Below are 22,077 nucleotides of genomic sequence, written 5' to 3' on the forward strand. Positions count from 1 at the left end.
TTAAAGCATCATAAGGATTACTCCGGTCCTTACCACGGTTATGATGGTTTCGCTATCTTTGCTCGTGACATGGATCTAGCAATCAACAACCCATCTTGGAAATTGATTGGTGCTCCTTGGAAGAAAGAAAAAGTTGCTGCTAAAGCTGCTTAGTAAATAGAGTACAAACTCGACCAACAAATTAGTTTGATTAGTTAAATCAGAGAGGGAGGACAAGGAATAATGGAATTCAAAATTCATAATTCAGGAGTGCAAAGTTTTGAATTTTAAATTTTGGGTTTTGAATTTCCTTGTCTTTCTTCTCTCTTTACCTCGCCTTACAGATTACTTACCCATTACTCATTAAGCCACGGGAGACACAAAATGCCTCAGAATCCAGAAAAGATTCAAGACCACGTAGAACTATTTCACCAACCTGAGTATAAAGAGCTATTCGAAAGAAAGAGAGAATTTGAAAAAGGACACAGTCAAGAAGAAATTGATCGGGTTGCTGAATGGACAAAGTCTTGGGAATATCGTGAAAAGAACTTTGCTCGCGAAACTTTAACAGTTAACCCCGCTAAAGGTTGTCAGCCTTTAGGTGCAATCTATGCTGCTGCTGGATTTGAAGGTACCTTACCTTTTGTTCAAGGTTCTCAAGGTTGTGTGGCTTACTTCCGTACCCACCTTACCCGTCACTTTAAAGAACCATTCTCCGCAGTATCTTCTTCCATGACTGAAGACGCAGCGGTTTTCGGTGGTCTTAACAATATGATTGATGGCTTGACCAACGCTTATACCTTGTACAAGCCCAAAATGATTGCTGTTTCCACCACCTGTATGGCTGAGGTTATTGGTGATGACTTAGGTGCATTCATCGGTAACGCCAAGAATGCTGGTGCAATTCCTGAAGATTATCCCGTACCTTTTGCTCATACTCCTAGCTTTGTTGGTTCCCATATCACTGGATATGACAACATGCTCAAGAGCATTCTTGCTAACTTAAGTGAAGGTAAAAAAGGTAAGAGCAACGGTAAGATTAACTTGATTCCTGGTTTTGATACCTATGTTGGTAACCTCCGGGAAATCAAACGTATTGCTGAATTAATGGGTATTGACTATACCTTATTAGCAGATAACTCTGACTATGTTGATTCACCCAACGACGGTCACTTCAACATGTACCAAAAGGGTACAAAGTTAGAAGATGCTGCTGATGCTTGTAATGCTAAGGCTACCGTTTCCTTACAAAAACACTCTACCACTAAAACTTGCGACTTCATTAGCAAGACATGGAAACAAGAAGTTAAAATTGCTAGTCCTTGGGGTATTCGCGGTACCGATGAGTTCTTAATGCAACTCAGCGAATTAACAGGTAAACCCATCCCTGCAGAATTAGAAGAAGAACGTGGTCGTGCTGTTGACGCCATGACTGACTCCCATGCATGGCTCCATGGTAAGCGCTTCGCTATCTACGGTGACCCCGATTTAGTATACGGTGTAACCAGCTTCTTAATGGAGTTGGGTGCTGAACCTGTACACGTATTGGTTCATAACACCAATAAAGAATTTGAAAAAGATATGCAAGAGTTACTCGATTCTTGCGAATACGGTAAAGGTGCAACCATCTGGGGCGGAAAAGACTTGTGGCACATGCGCTCCTTGTTGTTCACCGAACCTGTAGACTTTATGATTGGTAACTCCTACGGTAAGTATCTAGAGCGTGATACCAAGACTCCTCTAATCAGAATTGGTTATCCAATCATGGATCGTCACAACTTACATCGTTATTCAACTATCGGTTACCAAGGTACAATTAACCTCTTGACCTGGGTTGTTAACGCGATCTTCGAAGAAATTGACCGCAACACCAACATTCCTTCTAAGACCGATATTTCTTTCGACTTGATTCGTTAGGAATTAAGTTAAATCCTACTCGCGGCGTGTCGTTTGAGGAAAAGGAAAAGGTCGCAAATAAAAATTAAGACTAATAAAAATTAAAAATTTATTTGCAAAATCCTTTTTCCTTTCTCCTTTTTTCTAATCTTAAGGCAGAGTAGACAACTGCCTTATTTTAGTTAACTGCTAACAGTAAAAAAACGATTAAATTGTGACTATATTATTTAACGGCGAACAACTTCCATCGAGCACTTTTATAAAGAAATGAATACTACCCAAATTAAAATCAACGAGCTGCTCAATGAGCCAGGATGCGAACATAATCATCATAAAAACGAACAACAAAAAAATAAAGCTTGTAAGCAACAAGCCCAACCAGGTGCTGCTCAAGGAGGTTGTTCCTTTGATGGTTCCATGATTACCCTGGTACCAATTACCGATGTGGCTCATCTGGTTCACGGACCTATCGCCTGTGCTGGGAATTCCTGGGGAAGTCGCGGTAGTCTTTCTTCTGGTCCCATGCTTTATAAAAAAGGCTTTACCACAGATTTAAGTGAAAATGATGTAATCTTTGGGGGAGAAAAAAAGCTTTATAAAGCAATTCACGAAATTCATAAAAACTATAATCCAGCTGCTATTTTCGTTTACTCTACCTGTGTCACAGCATTAATTGGTGAGGATTTAGATGCTGTTTGTAAGGTCGCGACAAAAAAGATTGGTATCCCAATCATTCCAGTAAATTCCCCTGGTTTTGTTGGTAGCAAAAACTTAGGAAACCGTTTGGGTGGTGAAGCTTTATTGCAGCATGTAATCGGTACTGCAGAACCGGAATTTACCACACCCTATGATATTAATCTCATTGGTGAATACAATATCGCTGGTGAGATGTGGAACGTTTTACCCTTATTTGAAAAACTTGGCATTCGAGTTTTAGCAAAAATGACAGGTGATGCTCGCTATAAAGAAATTTGTCAAGCTCACCGAGCAAAATTGAATGTGATGATTTGCTCTAAAGCCTTGGTAAATGTAGCGAGAAAAATGGAGGAGCGCTACGGTATCCCTTATATTGAAGAATCTTTTTATGGTATTGAAGATATAAATAGATGCTTGCGTAATATTGCGGCGAAGTTGGGAGATTCTCTATTAAAAGAGCGTACCGAACAACTAATTGCCGAAGAAACCGCTAAATTAGATATTGAATTAGCTCCTTTTCGTGATCGCCTCAAGGGTAAGCGAGTTGTTCTTTACACTGGTGGTGTTAAGAGTTGGTCAATTGTTTCTGCTGCAAAAGACTTGGGAATGGAGGTAGTTGCTACCAGTACGAAGAAAAGTACGGAAGAAGACAAAGCAAGAATTAAAGAATTACTAGGCAAAGATGGTATTACCCTAGAAAAAGGTAATCCTCAAGAAATTCTCCGCATCATTCGCGAAACTCAAGCTGATATGCTAATCGCTGGTGGTCGAAATCAATACACAGCTCTTAAAGCCAGAATCCCATTTTTAGATATCAACCAAGAACGACATCATGCTTATGCAGGGTATCAAGGTATGATCGAAATGGCACAGGAAATAGACGAGGCTCTCTATAGTCCCATATGGGAACAAGTACGTAAACCTGCGCCTTGGGATGTAGAAATAGTTTAAGGAAGAAGAAGTCAGGAGTCAGAATTCAGAACAGACAACGTCTTGACAGACAAGCAGAAGTCAGAAGTAAAAATTCTGGAGTTAGAAACTAGAATTTCAGTTCAGTAATTAATTTACCTCCCTATCTTCCCTATCTCCCACCTTTCCCTTATCTCACCATCTCCCCTCACTCACTCATTTCAAGAAATAAAAATGGCTACCGTCATTACTCCTAATAAACCAGTTATTGTCAATCCCCTCAAACAAAGTCAAACTTTGGGTGCAGTTTTAGCCTTCTTGGGTTTAAAAGGCATGATACCGTTATTACATGGTTCCCAAGGCTGTACAGCTTTTGCAAAAGTTATACTCGTACGACATTTTCGCGAAGCAATTCCTCTTTCCACCACAGCGATGACAGAAGTCACCACAATTTTGGGTGGGGAAGATAATGTCGAGCAAGCCATTTTGACTTTAGTGGAAAAAGTAGAACCAGAAATTATTGGTTTGTGTACCACAGGACTGACAGAAACTAGAGGAGACGACATGGATGGTATCCTCAAAGATTTTCGTAAGTCCCATCCCGAACTAAAAGAATTACCAATCATCCTAGTTTCTTCACCGGATTTTAAAGGTGCATTACAGGATGGTTATGCTGCAGCTGTTGAAAGTACCTTGAAAGAACTTCCAGTTGCTGGAGAAACTCGCCCGTCTCAAATTACAATATTAGTGAGTTCGGCATTTACTCCAGGAGATATACAGCAAATCAAAGAAATCGTCTCTGCTTTTGGACTGATACCAGTTGTCGTACCTGACCTTTCCGCTTCACTTGACGGTCATCTCGATGAATCCTACAGTCCAATCACAGGTGGTGGAACCACATTAACACAACTGCGAAAAATCGGGAGTTCTGCTTTTACTTTAGCTTTGGGTGAAAGCATGAGGGGTGGAGCAGAGATTTTAGAAGAAGCTTTTGCAATACCTTATGAGGTATTTACAGAGTTAACAGGACTTGAAGCAGTAGATCATTTTCTCCAAGCATTAGTTGATATTAGCGGTAATCCCGTTCCCGAAAAATATCGGCGTCAACGTCGTCAGCTCCAAGATGCGATGCTAGATACTCACTTTTTCTTTGGTCGTAAGCGAGTTGCTCTAGCTTTAGAACCAGATTTATTGTGGTCAACAGCCTGTTTTTTCCAGTCTATGGGAACTGAAATTCATTCAGCAGTAACAACAACACGCTCCCCCTTATTAGAAAAAATATCTACAGAACAAGTAGTTATAGGTGACTTTGAAGACTTTGAAAAATCAGCTGTTGGTTCGGATTTATTAGTTTCTAATTCCCATGCAGCTAACATTGCAAAAAATTTAAGAATCCCTTTATATCGTCAAGGTCTACCAATTTATGACCGCTTAGGTGTTGGTCAATATACCAAAGTTGGTTATTTCGGAACAATGCAAATTTTATTTGAAATTGGTAATCTCTTCTTAAAAGTAGAGGAAGCCAAAAGTAATTATTTAAATGGGTAAAAAAACAGTTAGCTACTAAATGGTAAATCGTCAATGGTAACTGTTAACAACTCCCAAACAGGATGGAGGAAGAAAGTGAAAATAGCTTTTACTACGAGCGATCGGGTGCATGTTAATGCTCACTTTGGTTGGGCAAAAATGATTGATGTTTACGAAATATCTGATGAGGGATATTCATTTCTGGAAACATTAAAGTTTGAGGGAAATCTCAAACAAGATGGAAATGAAGATAAATTAGTACCCAAGTTAGATGCACTTGTTGATTGTACTATCCTCTATGTTTCCGCCATCGGTGGGAGTGCTGCTGCTCGTTTAATTAAAAAAGGTGTAACTCCTGTCAAAGCACGCTCAGATGACGAAGAAATTAAAGAAATACTTAATAGGTTAGTTGAAACCTTAAAAGGTAATCCTCCACCTTGGTTGCGTAAAGCACTTAAAAAGACAAAACGCAATATTGAAGAAGAATTAGAAGAGGAAGCAACTTTATGAGTTCAGTGAATAGTACTAATGGAACTGCTCAAAACCAAGTTATTAATAGTCCTTTTCTTAAGGCAATAGTGCAACAAATTCGCGGTCAAGATGCCTATGGAGTTTACCGAAATTGGTCAGATGAATTAGTGCTTAAACCTTTTATTGTTAGCAAGCAGAAAAAACGAGAAATTTCTGTTCAAGATCAGGTTGACCCAATAACTCAGGGGAGAATTATCGCTTTTTACCGAGCTATTGCGGCTAGAATCGAACAAGAAACAGGTTTATTATCTCAAGTTGTAGTTGACTTAAGTCATGAAGGATTCGGCTGGGCACTAGTATTTGCTGGTCGTCTTTTATTAGTTGTAAAAACTTTACGTGATGCCCATAGATTTGGATTTGAATCTTTGGAAAAATTATCTGAAGAAGGAGAAAAACTAGTCACAAAAGGTGTTGAATTAGCACAAAAATTTCCAGAAGTTGGAAAATCATAAGTATTTATATCTCATGATTAGTAGATTTTACACTCAATTTGATCGATTACAAAGAATGAGTGAGAAATCTTAAGTTACATATTGTAATTTACAAGTTATGAGTTATTGATTATGAGTTTTGAACTATTAATTAATCATAATTGTGTAATAAAAATAATTAGTTAACAATTCAAAGCTCATAATTCAAAACTTATAACTCAATATTGCAACTTAAATATTGCAACTTACTTTAACTCAAAATTTTTGATTTAAATTGTTTGATATCAAAACACTTAAATAGAAGTGAAAACATTTGAAATCCAAATATTTAAATCCCAAATATTTGAGTCTAAAATGTGTTAACTAGGACGCCTATGACTAAAGCTGGAGAACCAATAAATATTGAGGAGTTAAAAACAAAAATAAAACGCCTCAATAGTAAAGCAGGTCAAATGAAAATGGACTTGCACGATATAGCAGAAGGATTACCAACAGATAACGATAAATTAATGGGTGTTGCCGAAGCTACTCATAAAATATATTGTCAGTTAGCCGAACTCAAGCAACAACTCAAACAATTGGAGAAAAGCAAATGAGTTGGGATTATGAAAAGTTCGTTCAGCTTTCTGATGCAGAGGAGTATTTTGAATTTTTTCAACTCCCTTACGATCAAAAAGTAATTAATGTAAATCGTTTACATATTTTGAAAAAATTCTCAGAATTTATTCAACAAATTGATGAGAATAATCCCGAACTTAGTAATTCGGACAAACTAAGTATATATCGTGATGCCCTAGAACAGGCATATCAAATATTTCTAGATTCAACACCTCTTGAACAAAAGCTGTTCAAAGTGTTTAAACAAAAGCCAAAAAATGTAATCACGCTGACAGAACTGTCTTCTGATTAGGAGGTACAAAGTGGTAGACTTAACGCCTACCGAGTTAGAACGTTATCGTCGCCAAATGACACTCCCTAACTTTGGCGAACTAGCACAAAAGCGCCTGAAATCAGCAACGGTTCTGGTAACAGGTGTGGGAGGATTGGGTGGAACCGCAGCACTTTATCTCGCGGTAGCAGGTGTTGGAAAGCTGATTCTGGTTCGGGGTGGCGACTTACGCTTGGATGACATGAATCGTCAAATTTTGATGAGTCACGATTGGGTTGGTAAACCAAGAGTTACCAAAGCAAAAGAAACTTTACAAGCCATTAATCCCGACGTCCAAATAGAAGCAGTTTCTGACTATATCACCCCAGAAAATGTAGATTCTTTGGTGCAATCTGCTGATATGGCTCTCGACTGCGCTCACAACTTTACCGAACGGAATCTATTAAATGAAGCTTGTGTGCGTTGGCGAAAACCGATGGTAGAAGCAGCAATGGACAGTATGGAAGCTTACTTAACCACAATTATTCCTGGTGTAACTCCTTGTTTGTCTTGTCTGTTTCCAGAAAAACCTGATTGGGATAGACGCGCTTTTTCAGTGATTGGCGCAGTATCTGGAACTTTAGCCTGTCTTACAGCTTTGGAAGCAATCAAACTTATAACTGGTTTTTCCCAACCTTTATTATCACAATTACTCACCATTGATTTATCTCGGATGGAATTTGCTAAGCGTCGTTCTTATCGTGATCGCTCCTGTCAGGTATGCGGTAATAATGCACCTTGGAGATATTTACATTCCGAGGAAGAAACCACCAGCAAGTGTACTTAAATAAATATATTTGTTGTGGGAGTAACTACTTGTTCAAACTCAACTTACAAAGAGCCTCCATCGGTTTGAAGTTATTGGACTGAATTAACCGAGTTACATAAAGTCACTAAGTTGAAGCAATTAAGTGGAAATAGTTGGAGTGAATTAGTTGAAATAAGGTTTACTTTTAAGTTTGCTTGCAAACAATTGCTAACATCTCCCCAAATACGAAATTAAAATTTGTACCTGCGATTGTAATTCATAATCCTTATCCTTGAAGTGGTAAATATCCAATGACTGTTACTCTGACTGAAAAAGCACAATCGCGTTTGCAGTCATTTCTGCAAACTTCTAACACCAATGCCCAAACATCAAAGGGTATCCGTGTTTGGGTGAATAATGGTGGTTGTAGTGGCTATGAATATCAAATGGAAGTTACTAGCTCTCCTCAACCAGAAGATTTGGTTATCCAGCAAGGACAGGTAGTAGTTTATGTTGATGCAAACAGCGCACCGTTATTAGAAGGGGTAATCATCGATTTTGTAGATGGGGTGATGGAAGGTGGTTTTAAATTTACCAACCCAAATGCAAGCGATACCTGTGGCTGTGGAAAATCATTTAAAACAGGAGATTGTTCTTCTAACGGAGTACCTTGTAGCTAAAGCTATTTCTCTACAATTCAAGTAGTACTCCCAAAATACCAAGATTGATTGTCTATTTAGACTATTCAATAATTAGCTTTACTGTACTAGAAAAAGTGAGCATAATTATTCCTCACAATTCTTTTTGATAGTACATCACAGCTATATGTGCGCTCACTGCAATCAAAGCGAAGAAGGAAAACAAGATTAATTAACACTATTGGAAATAGTGAGCTTAATTTCCTAAATCTATTCAAGCAAACACTATCTAATTCGAGGAGAACTCATTAATGGCTACTTACCAAGTTAGATTAATCAACAAAAAAGAAGACCTTGACACCACCATTGAAGTTGATGAAGAAACTACCATTCTAGATGCAGCCGAAGAAAGTGGTATTGAATTACCCTTCTCTTGTCATTCTGGCTCTTGCTCTAGTTGTGTAGGTAAAGTAGTCGAAGGTGAAATCGATCAGTCCGATCAAATTTTTCTCGATGACGAACAGGTAGAAAAAGGATTTGCTCTTCTATGCGTTACATATCCTCGTTCTAACTGTACAGTTAAGACTCATCAAGAGCCTTATCTCATCTAAGTGAGTTTGTGCTCTGAGGCTATAAAAGCTTAAATGTATTTTTTCTGGAATCTTTCTAGAGTATTTCTGAAATTTTCCTAAAAATATTTCTCAGTCATGGCTTGTGTAATAGGCTATGACTTTTTTTGCTATTAATTACTCACTTGTCAATAAAAAAATTATGTATTTATGAGCATTTTTATCATGAAAAAAATCTATTATTTATGATTTACTTTCAAAAAAATCTTTTTTTATATCTAATACCTTATTAATCTTTAAATAGTAATTTATTTAATGTTTTTGTCATATATTGTAGAGCTTTGGAAGAAAACATAAACGTTTGACGTGTTGGACATTTCATCAATGCTAATATGTATTTGCGCTTAAATGTTGTGATTTGTAATTGAAGAATACGTAGTTCACAGGGGTATTAAATATATACATTATGGATGAGTTTTGATTTGATTTACGAATTAGTGTATTTGCTTATTCATTAAATTGATAAAAATAAAATATTTGTAAATACACATGGCTAATCTATTGGTAATATTCGGATTATTTTTAGATTAATCAGTTCGGCAAAATACTCAAAATAATGTATATATCTCATGAGTAAATTTAGAGCAATCATAACTTTTTAGCTTTAATTAATTTCCTTACTTGCTGTCCAATAATGAGAGGGTTCAGACTATGAAAGCTAAAGATATTATGACTTTAAATGTTGCTACAGTTCGTTCTTCTGCGACTGTAGCAGAAGCAGTTAAATTAATGAGACTCAAACAATTAAGATCCTTAATTGTTGAACCTAGAACTTCTGATGATGCTTACGGTATAGTTACCGAAACTGATATTGGTTCTAAAGTGATTGCTCTTGGGAAAGACCCCAAGGAAGTACACATTTATGAAATAATGTCTAAACCTTGCATTGTTGTTAACCCAGATTTAGAGGTGGAATACATAGCACGTCTTTTCGCAACTACTGGAATTTGGCGCGCACCAGTGATTCAAGGTGAGATACAAGGAGTTGTCTCTATTACCGATATCATTACCAAGAGCAATATTTTTGAAAAACCAAAATTAACTCACTTATTAGCAGAACTAGAAAAAGCTATCTTGAAAGCTCGTTCAACTGCTACCAGCAAAGGAATAGAGTCAAAAGAAGCTATCGAAGCTTGGGATTTAGTAGATGAGATCCAAGCTGAAGCATGTTTCCATGGAGCACCAAAACCTGAAATATCAGCTAGAAATAAATTCCAGCAAGAAAAGGAACGAGAACTAGTAAAAACAAATTAGATTTTCTCCTCCTCAAAATAAATTGAGTTGATTGGAGAGAGGTTTAAATTCCTTATTGTCCCAAAAATAATTTTTATAAATGTTGCTTAAATCAAAAGGAGATTTTACTTTAGTTTAAGCAACATTTTTGTACTGCTGTTTTATTCTAAAAGCTGCTTAATCATCAATTTAATGAATATATTATCTACTATCCAAAGGACTTATATTCAATTAGTAAGATAAAAAGTTAAATAAAATACAGTTAGGTTATTTCCCAGATATCAGTAATACGTGATAAAGAAAAAACTTACAAGACTGGCATAATAAAAATTTATTTATACTAAGAAGCATTATTCATAGAATAATGTAATCTGTTGCTCTAGACTACTCAATTTTGTAGTAATAAAATAACAAAAAGTATCCTAGTATCCTAATTGCCGTTCTCAATATTTCAACTAAATGAGAAGTTCAAAGGTGAATATTGTCATTTCGCAAGAAATGAGTAATTATCCTTGGCTCTCCTCATAGGGGATATACATATAAATTTACCGAGTTTTATCTCTAGTTACTTCAGTTTATTTTCGCTTGAAAATTTTAAGGGTAGATATTGAATCAAAATCAGGTTCTTACATGAATCTGTAAGGATTTTAGATTTACTAATACTAAAGATTGGGTGTATTTTCAAAATTTCCTCAGAAAGGAAACACAAAATTCTTCATCACCAATAATTATCAAATATTTTTTGAATCAAATAGCTTTTAAGGAAAAAAACTGGCATTGTCACTTGTTTTTATGTCACTAATTTCACCTCCACAGTTTATATGAAGTAAATTTTCTAGACTTAGATTTAGATAGGGGAATTAAAAAATCAAGATTGTCAAATTTTGGGTCAGTATAGAGTCAAGTTTCTGAACCAGAAAATCCCAAACTTGTGGAAATAGAATAGAGGATAAAAATCATGAACTTCCGAATTGAAAAATCAGTTACATACGTCTGATATAGAGTTATAACTTTGTGCAAAGTAAATAAGTAATGACTATGAATCACATTAATTATGCTTGACATGAATCACAAGAAATTAATCTAGTACAACTATTTGAAGATAGGTTAGTTGAAAATCATGATTCTAATATTGTTAAGCAAATTACAATAACTGACAAATCACACATTACATAAACTTATAACAGAGCCCGTACAGAACTCCAAGCGAACCGATCCTTCAAGACAAACTACAAAATTGAGTGATTTTCTGTAAATTGATATCGACCAATAAATTTGAAAATTTAGTGATATAAATGCTTACAAATAAAATCAACAATCAGCTGTACTTATGGTTTATATGTGATTCCCCAGGTACAAATTTACAATCCATTAATAAAAATCAACATATTCGCCGAGTAATTCATCAAAAGTTTATAAAAATTAGCATTAAATACAATAAGAATTTAAACAAAGACTTAGATTTAAGATATGGGATCGATCGTATCGAACAAAATGAATGTATTATAGGTGATTATAATAAGAAAGTTGTATTACCAAGCTTTCTAGGAAATTTAGAGTTTAGTAGCTCAGAGCTTAGTAATAAAATATTTGACCACGCAAGTTTCATTCATGCTTGGTTTAAAGATTTCACCAGCTTCTTAAACTGGAGAAGGCTTTGCTGCTATTGTATGACTGTGCTAAAGCAGCCACTAGCAGCTAGGTATTTGTTCGATTAATAAGCTGAAGTGTGTTTTATCTAAAACTTTGCCAAAAATTGAAAAATTGGTGAAGTCCAAGTAGGTGCAAATCTTGGTTCGGAAAGTTAATTTTTATTAACTAACAAATTTTCGTGTTTAGAATGATTCCAGAGGCTAAAAATAGTGCTATAACTTTATTTTCTGCACCAAACTAGAATTTTCTGCACCGGTCTAGAAAAAGTTTCCAACTGCTAAATGAATAATTAGTTCGCCGTATAGGGAAAAATTTTTCTTGGCAGGTCTTTTTTGGATTCAGCTATAGCCTAGTGCATGCTAGGATTACGAAGTTAAAAATTTTTAGGGCCTGTAAACATGTCCTTTATACCATTGTAATTAACCACTAGTAAGGAGATATTAGCGACAATGACTTGGCAAAATTACTTTTGGCAAAACGAAGATGAGTGTCCTTCACAGCTTTCTTCAGCAGATATAGTTTTGCGCCAACAGTTAGAGTCTTCCCTAGGCAAATTCTTTTTTGAGAAATGTGACGATACCATCAAAGACTTACTATCTAGCTGTCGTTGGTACATGAAAAATAATGCTAATGCGATGACTTTAGTTATTGAATGTCCCAACCACAATACAAACTGGTTGATCTTAGAAAAAGTAGCACCAATGGCATCTTTACTAAAAAATATGGCAAGCAGTGCTAAAATCCGTATCTGTCCTCCAGATAGTAAAACTACCCCTCATGAGATCAGAGTTGATGAGGTTTCGGTATATCGTTACTGGTAATGCAGAGGCTTTAAAACTGTAACTCATAGCTTTCACACCTTTTTTCAATGGTTGCGGTTAGCTCCTCAAATACTAAGTCCGCTGAATTTTGTACAGCAGAACTTAATTCCCAACCAAAACTAAGATTTACTGCTTCAATTAAGTAAACCGCGACCTGTTCGGGAAAATTATTTTGAAATATTTTCCTTCCAGCAGCTAAAGCATTGTGCCAACGAAAATCATGCAAGTTATAAGTTGGTTCCGGTAAAGCTTCCAGTTCTGAACCTGGGACTTTAAATATGGTACCTCCTTCGGAACCTGTTGAGCTTGCATCAATAACAATTAACTGTTTGCTACCTTTGGCTTGGAACATAACTTCCATACCTGCGGTACCGCAATCATATATTTGTACTTGAGGGTAGGGGTATTTAATCAGAAATTGTTGTAAGCGTTGGGCAATGATGACGCCTACTGCGTCATCACTGCGGTTAAGGTTTCCACAACCAATGATGGTTAACATTTTGGTCAGATTCCTTTATGCGTGGATATCTAATATATGAGCAGTTGAAAAATATAAGTGTTAGCTGCAAACCAAATACCATAAATGATTTTGGTTTTACCTACTAAAATGAATCAGAATCATCAAATGAGGATTATTCTTAAAAGCCAGAGGCGTTGCAATACAACGCCTCTGAAGTAATATTTTTTGTATTCTTATTAACTAAGACGCAAAAAATACTTGAATTTACTCCCTGAGGTAATCTTATTTCCTGAGATGATGTGTTTTCTGCCTTTGTGCTTCGTATAGTATTAGAGCAGCTGTGATCGCCACGTTTAATGATTCAACTCCTAAAGCCAAAGGAATATTGACTTGGATATCTGAAACTGCAACTAAACTATCCGATAGACCTGCTCCCTCATTTCCCAACAAGATTAGACTTGGTTTACGCCAATCTACATCCCAATAGCTTAAAGATGAGGTAGGTAGAGTCGCCACCACTTGCATATCAGCCTGCTTAGCTTTTAGGATAGTAGCTTCTAAATTAGAAGTTGTTTTCATTGGTAAACGAAACCACTGTCCGGTACTGGCACGTAATACTTTTGGATTATCTAAATCAACACTATCTTCACTGAGTAATAGTCCTGATGCACCAGCAGCTGCTGCTGTACGGATCATTGTTCCCAAGTTACCAGGATTTTGAATAGTTTCTAAGGCAAGCAGTAAACCAGTAAAGGGTACTTCTTGGGAACGCAAACCTCGCCTAGCGGTTGCTATAATTCCATCAGGCTGTACTGTTGTCGCCATCATTTTTAAAACTTCCTCACTGACAACTTCGGCACGTTCGCATTGACTAGAAACTAAGTTCCACAAATGTAAATGATCTTTTTGCCATTGTGGGGTACAACATACTGCAACTAAAGGATAATTCATTGCACAAGCTTCCTCCAGGAGATGGGTTCCTTCCAGAAGAAATAATTGCTGTTTATGTCTATCTTTTGCTGAATGCAGTTTTCGAACTTGTTTGACCAGAGGATTTTTGAAACTAGTTAACACGAGAATATTTAGCAGGACCTGCGAGTTAAGGAATAAGAAATTTTTGAGCTTAATGTTTTGGCTAGTATGCTTAGCTTGTAGCTTGAATATTAAAAATTTACCCTTTTAATTCAAATAGGTACAAAAATAAATAAACATTTGAAAATAAACATTTGAATTTAGAGAAATATCAAAATACTTTACAAAAATTTGATACTCTCCCAGTTCTGTTAAGCCGCACCATTGCGAATTAATGCTAAAATCAGGAGACTTTTTGTGCACAAGAATATAATATCTTTACCTTCCTAAGAACAGAAAAGGTTAATCAACAGCTTTCAATAATGTTATATAGGAGCGGCGCTTCCTCTCACTGCTAATCTTACGATATAGCGGGAGCCTCCACGCCGAAAAACGGATGATTTTATTTTTCTTACATAGTGCGGAACCCGGGACTTGAACCCGGAAGCCCTAAACGGGCACTAGAACCTGAATCTAGCGCGTCTACCAATTCCGCCAGTCCCGCTGAATACAATAAATAGCCTCAACTTAGAACAAATTTGCTTACTGAACTGTCAGTAGTAAAATTTGGAAATAAATACTTATTATTTTTTGATAACTTTTTATTTTTACTAAAAAAATCGATTTTTGTCAAGCTGAAATAGTTTTTTTGTCATGGACATGTGTTTTAAGGAGAGCATGCAAGTAAAGTGAGTCGCCTCCAAGCAAGAAGTACTTTTTTATAAGTTTTTATTGAGTTCTTAATTTGGTCTAAAACCTATTAAGAATAAACTAAGTTGTCACTGATGAATTCTCCCTTGGGACTGGTCTTGTACAGAATTAACTAGATTAAATATGAATTATGATTATTTACATTTTGTATTAAAAGCAAAATCTCAATAAGGGTGGGATCTTTTTCCTTCCCATCAAACACAAAAATATTACCTGAAATTTTGCCAAACCTTAACAAGAAAAAAACCTGGAATACCGAGAAGTAATAATACAGGTAAAACCTTGATTATTTCAGTGTTTTTAAGTTATATGGAGCCAAAAATAGAAGCTTGAAATTATTTAAATACAGGAATATGTAATAGAAAAATGTGGACAAATAAAATCTTTACTGTAGAATCAAAACCAACTTGAAAGATGTAAAATTAAGTATTTTTGGAGGGTAGGCAGATTAATTCTTCTCGCAGCTTACCAGATGCCAAATCTTCAGTACCAGAAGACTCCTCAGTCTTGGAAATTTGGGGTGGGCATTCTTTGCAAGGTCGAGTCACAATTAACGGGGCTAAAAACTCCGCATTAGTAATTATGGCTGGAGCTTTGCTCTGTTCGGGAGATTGTCGCATTCGCAATGTCCCTTTACTAGCGGACGTCAAGCGAATGATGCAGGTTATATCAGCTTTAGGCGTGGATCTGAAACTTAATGGTAATGTTTTAGATATTAACGCTAGAGATTTTTCTACATCCAAAGCTCCTTACGAATTAGTTACCCAACTAAGGGCTAGTTTTTTTGCAATTGGTGCAATTTTGGCTCGCCTAGGAGTGGCACAAATGCCTTTACCTGGTGGTTGTGCAATTGGTGCACGACCAGTAGATCTTCATGTCCGGGGATTACAAGCAATGGGTGCCGAAGTTCAAATCGAACATGGTATCTGTAATGCTCACATTCCTGGAAATCGCCGTCGACTTCAAGGGGCAAAGATTTATTTGGATAGTCCCAGTGTAGGAGCAACAGAAACTTTAATGATGGCAGCTACTCTGGCTGAGGGTGAAACCATTATTGAAAATGCTGCTCGCGAACCGGAAGTTGTTGATTTGGCAAACTTCTGTAACGCAATGGGAGCTAAAATATCTGGGGCAGGAACCAGTAAAATCGTCATTGATGGGGTTCCTGAGTTACATTCTCTGGACTACACAATTATTCCCGATCGCATCGAAGCAGGAACTTTTTTAGTTGCTGGAGCTATTACTCGCTCAGAAATTATTTTGTCTCCAGTAATACCAGAGCACCTAATTCCAGTTACTGCGAAACTGCAAGAAATGGGAATTTCTGTAGTTGAGGAAACGGCTAATACTTTACGTATTCTACCAGTAGATAAATTCCAAGCGACAAATATTGAAACTTCACCTCACCCTGGTTTTCCTACTGATATGCAAGCGCCATTTATGTCCTTACTTGCATTAGCTGAGGGTGAAAGCATTATCAAAGAAAATGTCTTTGAAAATCGTTTACGTCATGCTTCAGAACTAAATCGCTTGGGTGCAGATATTCGCGTAAAAGGTAATACCGCTCTGATCCATGGAGTAAAAACATTGTCAGGTGCACCAGTATTAGGTACTGATTTACGCGCAACTGCAGCATTAGTAATAGCAGCGCTAGCAGCAGAAGGAAAAACTACTATTCAAGGATTAAGCCACTTAGATCGTGGTTATGAACTGATAGACGAAAAGCTAAATAAATTGGGTGCGAAAGTTGAGCGTTTGAATGTAACTGGAACACAACCAGAATTTACTGCCAGTGTTAACGGTAACTCTAAAACATCCGCTTAACATTCACAAGCTATTAGTAATAAATTGTCAAGAAATCTAGGGGCAAATTGTTGGGGTAAAACTATGTATTTGGTTTTACTTCAATTTTTGCCTCTTTTATTTTATGTATGGGTCATGAGTAATAGGGAATGGTTAAAAGAAAAGAACAAATGTTTTTCAGAATAAACTTAATATTTTTTATTTATTTTTATATATTTTGGCAACCTATTTTAGGATTAATTTCGTCAATCATCGCCATCTTGCTAGACTTCTTACTCCCGTGATTAGGGATTAAACAATAACCTACTATATCCGAAGGTTTACAGGTCTTTTCAGACGCATGTTAATTATCTTTCTTAGAGACATATTAATTAAATATATATATGTGATTAATATGTGTATTAGGACACGGAGATAAATTAATTTATTTCTATAATTACATTTGTGACTCAACAGCCGAATTGATAATAGAAAATATCATATATTCATATTTTACAAGAAAAAATGGATGCATATAGCGAGTATAGACTATTTTTTGCAGCGATTAAATTGTACTATTATAAATTATTTTCACTTAAGTAATTCACACTATTTTTTACTCAATAAGTAAAATCAATAAACTTTATTTAAAGCTCAAACTCCCATAATACTAATATGTAAAAATAAGATATTGATTTTATCATAATTATTATGGTTAAAAAATGATTATTATGTATATTTCCATGTAAGAAGTATCTGAAGGGGCGAAGAAACAGCCTGAAACCCTTATTTTATATAGCAAGTAACATTGTGTGGTAAAAAAGATAGGTCTTTATATTTGCAATAAGACCTACCAGTTGAAAATGTTACCTAAATTTTACCAGACGCACCTAAAAAGTCAATTGAGTCTAGCAGATTATATTTTTCTAAAAATTCTGCTTCACCTTTTACAGTCAATTAAAAAAGTAAATCTAGAAAAGTTAGCTAGTGCTTTACCTTTACCAATCAAATTTGAAAGTAGAAGAAAAAGAATACAAAGATTTTTGTCATTACCAAACCTAACAATTGAAAAAGTTTGGTTTCCAATAGTTGAAGAATGGTTAAAAGCATATTTTACAGATGGAAAAATAATTTATGTAGCAATTGATAGAACAAGTTGGTGTCGCATAAATTTATTTATGGTTAGCGTTATTTGGGATAAAAGCGATGCAGCGCGGTCTTGGGGGTTTCCCCCATGAGCGACTGCATCAAGACAGAGCATTTCCAATATACTTTACTTTATTGCCAAAATTGGGTAGTAGCAATCTAACGGAACAGCAAAGTATTTTATCGAAAGTTATCCCGATTTTTAATAACTATAAAGTATGCATACTAGGAGATAGAGAATTTTGTTCTGTTAAATTAGCAAACTACCTCCAGGGCTCGGGTGTATATTTTTGTTTGCGTTTAAAAAAGAATGAGTTTGTAGAATATAAAGAAGGAATTTGGATTGAATTAAATAATTTGGGATTAGTACCAGGAACTTGCTTTTTTATCAAAGGGGTTAAGGTAACAAAGACCCGTGGTTTTATAAGTTTTAATGTTGCTGGTAAGTGGAAGCGTAAAATTGATGGTGTGGCACCAAAAGAAGGATGGTTTATTTTAACCAATTTTGACAGCCTAGAATCTGCTATTTTAGCCTACAAGCAAAGATTTGATATAGAAGAAATGTTTAGAGATTTCAAAAAATGTGGTTACAACTTAGAAGGCACTAACGTTCAAAATCAACGCTTTATAACATTAGTTTTATTGATAGCGTTCTGCTTGCAGCAGCGCTTCGCTATCGCTTACACTTCGGCAACTATTCAAGGTCAACAAATTAAACGTAAAGGAATACAGAAATATGTGGCTCGTATCAAAGAATATGGTCGCTTGGAGCGAAGACATAGTAGTTTTTATGTTGGTTTATATGGTCAAAACTGGGTTACTTTCAAGGATGATTGCATAGAATTAGTAATCAAATTAATGAAATTAAATCGCAATAAGCAGAAGTATTATCAAAAAGGTATAAGTGCTATGAGGCTCATAGAATCTACGTTTTAACCAATTTCGTCGCCCCTTCAGAAGAAGTATACTTTTACAGCCTTTGAAATACTTGATATAAAAGGATTATTTCTTTTCACTGAAACTTTTATAAGTTGTAAAAACTTTATTTTTTGAACATTAGTTCAATCGGATTTGTTATTGATTAGAACATATTCGCTGAAGTAACAATAAAATAAAAACATAAATAAACCTTAAAATATTGTCGATGAAAATTATTTTTATATACTTGAGTGATTTAAATATGGGTAATTTTATATCTTTGTTTAGTTAATTTCTTATATTTATTGATATTGTCTTTACAGTATTTATGAAAAAACAAAAAGTAATTATTAAAAAACCGTGAAGTTTATACAAAACTTGGGATCTTAAGTAAAAGTAGGATAGGATACAGGCGGAAAAGATGGAATTGATACCAGCAAATATAAGAAATTTACCCAAGAAAGTTTTGGTAATGCTTTAAGATTTAAAATCAATCACATTTGAAGTAATTATTTGTGATTGATACTAAATATGTTTTGACCTTCGTATTGATTTGTGTGCAACTTAAATATTGGCAAGTGATGGCGGAGTTTGTTTATTTTCCGACTCGAAAGGTCTTAGAGTTCTTAGTTATAGCTTTACCTTTTGACTAATAAATTTTTGGCTCTCCCTATCCACCTAATTTCGATCGCCAAATGAGCAATATGCCTGACTCTCTCACCTTTGCGACAGGTACTAATTCTGGTAAATCATGCAAGCAAAAATAGTCAACAATTGGTTTATTTATAAAAGTAATGAAGCAACCTAACACTACAGATAACCAACTGAGGCGGTTATTCCGCCAAATGTCTCAAATTAGCCAAAATAGCAGCGAGAATACAGGTCTAGTTATTGCTTATTTAAGTTTTCTAAGTTTTTTGGTGACTGGTATTTTAGGGGTTTTTGGATTATTAATTTCACAAAAGCCCTACACTAACACAACAAAAGGGACACAAGTACCGCCACTAATTGAGCAAGTTAATGAATCCAAATAACATAAATTATTGATGAGGTGCCTTCAGAACTCACATCTCTAAAAGAAATCGCTATATATTTGTCCGTTGCGACAATTACGAAATGCATGTGCAAAGCAATCGCACTCTCAATGCCATACATCTATCATGGTAAGAATCGTTAGGAAAAAACTACGAAACAGCCCTTAGATTTCATCGCTGAGCTACATCATCCATAGCGAACTACAGAATTTAGTTAAACTAAATAAAAATGCACATACTACTTGTACTTGACTGGCAAGCAGTATCTAATTTCTCCCGAAATATATTGGGCGGATTATTATTAAACACATTCCACAACTGGGAGCTTGTTTCGCTATGAACCCTTTAAACACTCAATTGGTTGGTTTAAGAGCCGATTCCTTTCGTCATCCATTAGACTTAGAGGCAACAAAAGCACTCAAGCAAATACCAGGAATAGATTTGATCGTTAGAAATCTTTTAGGACCGGTAGCGGAGCAGGTTTTTTATGTAGAAAATATCGCTTCTAGTATTTTAATTGGTAAAAACCAATTACCGGATCTACACAATTTATTGCTGGATGCTTGTCAAACTCTAGATATTGAACCACCCCAATTGTACGTAAGACAGCATCCGGCTCCCAATGCTTATACTTTTGCAATGCGCGGCAAACAACCCTTTGTTATGCTGCATACTTCCCTGATAGATATTCTTACACCAGAGGAAATTCAGGCAGTAATTGCTCATGAATTGGGTCACCTTAAATGTGACCACAGTCTTTATTTAACCCCTGTAAATTTATTGATCTTGGCTGCTGCGAACCTACCCACCGTAGGTGTAGTTATTGCTCAAACAATTCAAGCCCAACTTTTAGAATGGATCCGCTGTGCAGAATTTACTTGCGATCGCGCAGCTTTGCTGGCGACCCAAAACCCCAAGGTAGTTATGTCAGTATTAATGAAATTGGCAGGTGGTTCACCCAAATTATCATCCCAGTTAAATCTTGATGCTTTTATTGCCCAAGCCCGTGCTTATGATGAAATTAGTAAAGATGAACTAGGAGAGATGGTTAAGGCTGCACGTACCGCTCAATTGACTCATCCGGTACCAGTATTACGGGCGCGGGAAATAGATCGGTGGGCAAGCAGCAAAGAATATCAAAAGTTGTTGCAAAATCACAAGGTTGGGGGTTATAATAACCAAGTTGCCTCTGCGGGCGGGTGGCGAAATTGGTAGACGCAGCAGACTCAAAATCTGCCGCCCTATAAAGGCGTGAGAGTTCGAGTCTCTCTCCGCCCACTTAAAACAAAATAAATCCGTCATGGATGTTAATTTGGCTTATCTTACATTTCGTTAGGTAAGCCAAATATTTTTTCAGTTTCTCAGTTAAATTCTTATTTAGAGTGCCTGCATAAAACCAAGAGTGCAGTTTGAAATTCACAAGTTTCTTTAAAAAAACAACCTCAGGAAAAATAGGAGATAGGAAAAAAAGGAAGAAATATTCTCACTGATAAATCTGGTGCTGTGCTTGTGGATTAATCAATTAAAGCTCCCCACCCTCCAGAGCTATTAGGATATTCTGCGCTTGCGATCGAACTCAAACTTTATGTCTTTATGCGGGTTAGATTATAAATATTGACTTATACTACTTTTTGTTGTGTCTAACTAAAAGTTAATCATAGATTTTGAAGGTAATCGCTTTTAGTTAAATAGAGATATTTTTCTCGTGTGAAAGAATATATGTGTGTGCCCTGATCGCGTTGATATTAAATATTTTATGGGATTAAATTGATGCTCGTCTGGATAATTTAATCTTATTTAGAGACATATTAATTATATATATATATGTAATTGATATGTGTACTAAGAGACTGAGATTGATAAATTATCTTCTATTATTTTATTTGTACTCTAGGCACCTAAATCAAAATAAAAGATGTAATATATGTATTTTTTTCTCCTTTTGAATACAAATTATTTTCTGTTTGGAGCTATTTATATCTATTTTTTTAAGCGAACCATTGGATATTTTTTACTCTAAACTGTCCGGATATTAGAAATAAAACTGGAAAATGTAAGTACTAATACTATATAGAGCAAAAAAATATACTTGGCGAATATAAATACATCTTCCGACTATTTATACAACAAAATTTATTGATAAAAAAAAAACTTACTATTGATAATTTTTTTTTGCTGTTTTATTATTAAAATATCAACAAAAATTAAAATTATCATATTTGCAATAAAACCGATATATGCATATCTTGTATGAGTTATTATGATTAATTACACAAATACAATATTATTTATTCTATCTACAATTAAATTACTAGAGTTAAGAGATAAAAATAATC

18 protein-coding genes, 2 tRNA genes and 1 pseudogene are annotated in these 22,077 nt (G+C 35.5%); 18 read left to right on the top strand and 3 right to left on the bottom strand.

The annotated features are described in order from the left end of the window. Positions 1-363: 363 nt before the first annotated feature. From nifK to QNJ50_RS16925, 13 genes are all read left to right on the top strand, one after another. Positions 364-1,896, top strand: a complete 1,533-nt coding sequence (gene nifK / locus QNJ50_RS16865; protein ID WP_300637255.1) for a nitrogenase molybdenum-iron protein subunit beta — start codon at positions 364-366, stop codon at positions 1,894-1,896. Positions 1,897-2,142: 246 nt separating this feature from the next. Beyond that, positions 2,143-3,522: a nitrogenase iron-molybdenum cofactor biosynthesis protein NifE gene (gene nifE, locus QNJ50_RS16870; RefSeq protein ID WP_300637256.1), complete on the top strand. Its 1,380-nt coding sequence runs from the start codon at positions 2,143-2,145 to the stop codon at positions 3,520-3,522. 192 nt (positions 3,523-3,714) lie between these two features. Next, on the top strand, positions 3,715-5,028 hold the full coding sequence (gene nifN / locus QNJ50_RS16875) for a nitrogenase iron-molybdenum cofactor biosynthesis protein NifN (protein WP_300637258.1): 1,314 nt from the start codon (positions 3,715-3,717) through the stop codon (positions 5,026-5,028). A gap of 75 nt (positions 5,029-5,103) precedes the next feature. Continuing rightward, positions 5,104-5,517 (top strand): nitrogen fixation protein NifX, encoded by a 414-nt coding sequence (gene nifX, locus QNJ50_RS16880; protein WP_300637260.1) that lies wholly within the window; start codon positions 5,104-5,106, stop codon positions 5,515-5,517. Further along, positions 5,514-5,990, top strand: coding sequence for a NifX-associated nitrogen fixation protein (locus tag QNJ50_RS16885; RefSeq protein ID WP_300637262.1), 477 nt, complete (start codon positions 5,514-5,516; stop codon positions 5,988-5,990). Before nifX ends, QNJ50_RS16885 begins: the two co-directional genes overlap by 4 nt. A gap of 353 nt (positions 5,991-6,343) precedes the next feature. Further along, the gene (locus QNJ50_RS16890; protein ID WP_300637264.1) at positions 6,344-6,565 is read left to right on the top strand and encodes a CCE_0567 family metalloprotein; all 222 of its coding nucleotides are present in this window, start codon (positions 6,344-6,346) and stop codon (positions 6,563-6,565) included. Continuing rightward, complete coding sequence (nifW, locus tag QNJ50_RS16895) at positions 6,562-6,879, top strand: nitrogenase-stabilizing/protective protein NifW (RefSeq protein ID WP_300637266.1); 318 nt, start codon at positions 6,562-6,564, stop codon at positions 6,877-6,879. Before QNJ50_RS16890 ends, nifW begins: the two co-directional genes overlap by 4 nt. 10 nt (positions 6,880-6,889) lie before the next feature. After that, positions 6,890-7,684, top strand: a complete 795-nt coding sequence (locus tag QNJ50_RS16900; RefSeq protein ID WP_300637268.1) for a HesA/MoeB/ThiF family protein — start codon at positions 6,890-6,892, stop codon at positions 7,682-7,684. 272 nt (positions 7,685-7,956) lie between these two features. Then, on the top strand, positions 7,957-8,325 hold the full coding sequence (locus tag QNJ50_RS16905; RefSeq protein ID WP_300637271.1) for an iron-sulfur cluster assembly accessory protein: 369 nt from the start codon (positions 7,957-7,959) through the stop codon (positions 8,323-8,325). A 269-nt stretch (positions 8,326-8,594) separates the two neighbouring features. Continuing rightward, positions 8,595-8,894, top strand: coding sequence for a 2Fe-2S iron-sulfur cluster-binding protein (locus QNJ50_RS16910; RefSeq protein ID WP_027842155.1), 300 nt, complete (start codon positions 8,595-8,597; stop codon positions 8,892-8,894). 669 nt (positions 8,895-9,563) lie between these two features. Beyond that, the gene (locus QNJ50_RS16915; RefSeq protein WP_300637274.1) at positions 9,564-10,166 is read left to right on the top strand and encodes a CBS domain-containing protein; all 603 of its coding nucleotides are present in this window, start codon (positions 9,564-9,566) and stop codon (positions 10,164-10,166) included. Positions 10,167-11,440: 1,274 nt separating this feature from the next. Continuing rightward, positions 11,441-11,863: a hypothetical protein gene (locus QNJ50_RS16920; protein ID WP_300637276.1), complete on the top strand. Its 423-nt coding sequence runs from the start codon at positions 11,441-11,443 to the stop codon at positions 11,861-11,863. Positions 11,864-12,247: 384 nt separating this feature from the next. Beyond that, on the top strand, positions 12,248-12,619 hold the full coding sequence (locus tag QNJ50_RS16925; RefSeq protein ID WP_300637278.1) for a hypothetical protein: 372 nt from the start codon (positions 12,248-12,250) through the stop codon (positions 12,617-12,619). A gap of 10 nt (positions 12,620-12,629) precedes the next feature. Here the strand turns inward: QNJ50_RS16925 and QNJ50_RS16930 are convergent, their stop codons facing one another. From QNJ50_RS16930 to QNJ50_RS16940, 3 genes are all read right to left on the bottom strand, one after another. Further along, positions 12,630-13,118, bottom strand: coding sequence for a hydrogenase maturation protease (locus QNJ50_RS16930; protein WP_300637280.1), 489 nt, complete (start codon positions 13,116-13,118; stop codon positions 12,630-12,632). Between the two features lie 243 nt (positions 13,119-13,361). Then, positions 13,362-14,153 (bottom strand): RNA methyltransferase, encoded by a 792-nt coding sequence (locus tag QNJ50_RS16935; RefSeq protein WP_300637282.1) that lies wholly within the window; start codon positions 14,151-14,153, stop codon positions 13,362-13,364. A gap of 417 nt (positions 14,154-14,570) precedes the next feature. Next, positions 14,571-14,655, bottom strand: a tRNA-Leu gene (locus tag QNJ50_RS16940). Between the two features lie 638 nt (positions 14,656-15,293). Here QNJ50_RS16940 and murA point away from each other — a divergent pair. The 5 genes and pseudogenes from murA to QNJ50_RS16965 all read left to right on the top strand — a co-directional run bounded on the left by murA (position 15,294) and on the right by QNJ50_RS16965 (position 21,019). Then, on the top strand, positions 15,294-16,685 hold the full coding sequence (gene murA / locus QNJ50_RS16945) for a UDP-N-acetylglucosamine 1-carboxyvinyltransferase (RefSeq protein ID WP_300637284.1): 1,392 nt from the start codon (positions 15,294-15,296) through the stop codon (positions 16,683-16,685). Positions 16,686-17,506: 821 nt separating this feature from the next. Continuing rightward, a pseudogene (locus tag QNJ50_RS16950) lies at positions 17,507-18,725 on the top strand (IS4 family transposase). 776 nt (positions 18,726-19,501) lie between these two features. After that, positions 19,502-19,741, top strand: coding sequence for a hypothetical protein (locus tag QNJ50_RS16955; protein ID WP_300637286.1), 240 nt, complete (start codon positions 19,502-19,504; stop codon positions 19,739-19,741). A 336-nt stretch (positions 19,742-20,077) separates the two neighbouring features. Continuing rightward, positions 20,078-20,956 carry a M48 family metallopeptidase gene (locus QNJ50_RS16960; RefSeq protein WP_300637288.1) on the top strand — a complete coding sequence of 293 codons (879 nt, stop codon included), beginning with the start codon at positions 20,078-20,080 and terminating at the stop codon, positions 20,954-20,956. Then, a tRNA-Leu gene (locus QNJ50_RS16965) sits at positions 20,935-21,019 on the top strand. The genes QNJ50_RS16960 and QNJ50_RS16965 overlap by 22 nt, the downstream gene beginning before the upstream one ends. The last annotated feature ends 1,058 nt before the right edge of the window (positions 21,020-22,077 follow it).

It is taken from the genome of Mastigocoleus sp. MO_188.B34 (assembly GCF_030065675.1).
Lineage (GTDB): Bacteria > Cyanobacteriota > Cyanobacteriia > Cyanobacteriales > Nostocaceae > Mastigocoleus.

Bases quoted from the DNA above. Each gene is read 5' to 3' on its own strand.
- QNJ50_RS16920 (WP_300637276.1), top strand. From the start codon at position 11,441: ATGCTTACAAATAAAATCAACAATCAGCTGTACTTATGGTTTATATGT.
- QNJ50_RS16915 (WP_300637274.1), top strand. From the start codon at position 9,564: ATGAAAGCTAAAGATATTATGACTTTAAATGTTGCTACAGTTCGTTCT.
- QNJ50_RS16960 (WP_300637288.1), top strand. From the start codon at position 20,078: ATGAACCCTTTAAACACTCAATTGGTTGGTTTAAGAGCCGATTCCTTT.
- nifE (WP_300637256.1), top strand. From the start codon at position 2,143: ATGAATACTACCCAAATTAAAATCAACGAGCTGCTCAATGAGCCAGGA.
- QNJ50_RS16930 (WP_300637280.1), bottom strand. From the start codon at position 13,118: ATGTTAACCATCATTGGTTGTGGAAACCTTAACCGCAGTGATGACGCA.
- QNJ50_RS16890 (WP_300637264.1), top strand. From the start codon at position 6,344: ATGACTAAAGCTGGAGAACCAATAAATATTGAGGAGTTAAAAACAAAA.
- QNJ50_RS16885 (WP_300637262.1), top strand. From the start codon at position 5,514: ATGAGTTCAGTGAATAGTACTAATGGAACTGCTCAAAACCAAGTTATT.
- QNJ50_RS16910 (WP_027842155.1), top strand. From the start codon at position 8,595: ATGGCTACTTACCAAGTTAGATTAATCAACAAAAAAGAAGACCTTGAC.
- QNJ50_RS16905 (WP_300637271.1), top strand. From the start codon at position 7,957: ATGACTGTTACTCTGACTGAAAAAGCACAATCGCGTTTGCAGTCATTT.
- nifN (WP_300637258.1), top strand. From the start codon at position 3,715: ATGGCTACCGTCATTACTCCTAATAAACCAGTTATTGTCAATCCCCTC.
- QNJ50_RS16925 (WP_300637278.1), top strand. From the start codon at position 12,248: ATGACTTGGCAAAATTACTTTTGGCAAAACGAAGATGAGTGTCCTTCA.
- nifW (WP_300637266.1), top strand. From the start codon at position 6,562: ATGAGTTGGGATTATGAAAAGTTCGTTCAGCTTTCTGATGCAGAGGAG.
- QNJ50_RS16955 (WP_300637286.1), top strand. From the start codon at position 19,502: ATGAAGCAACCTAACACTACAGATAACCAACTGAGGCGGTTATTCCGC.
- nifK (WP_300637255.1), top strand. From the start codon at position 364: ATGCCTCAGAATCCAGAAAAGATTCAAGACCACGTAGAACTATTTCAC.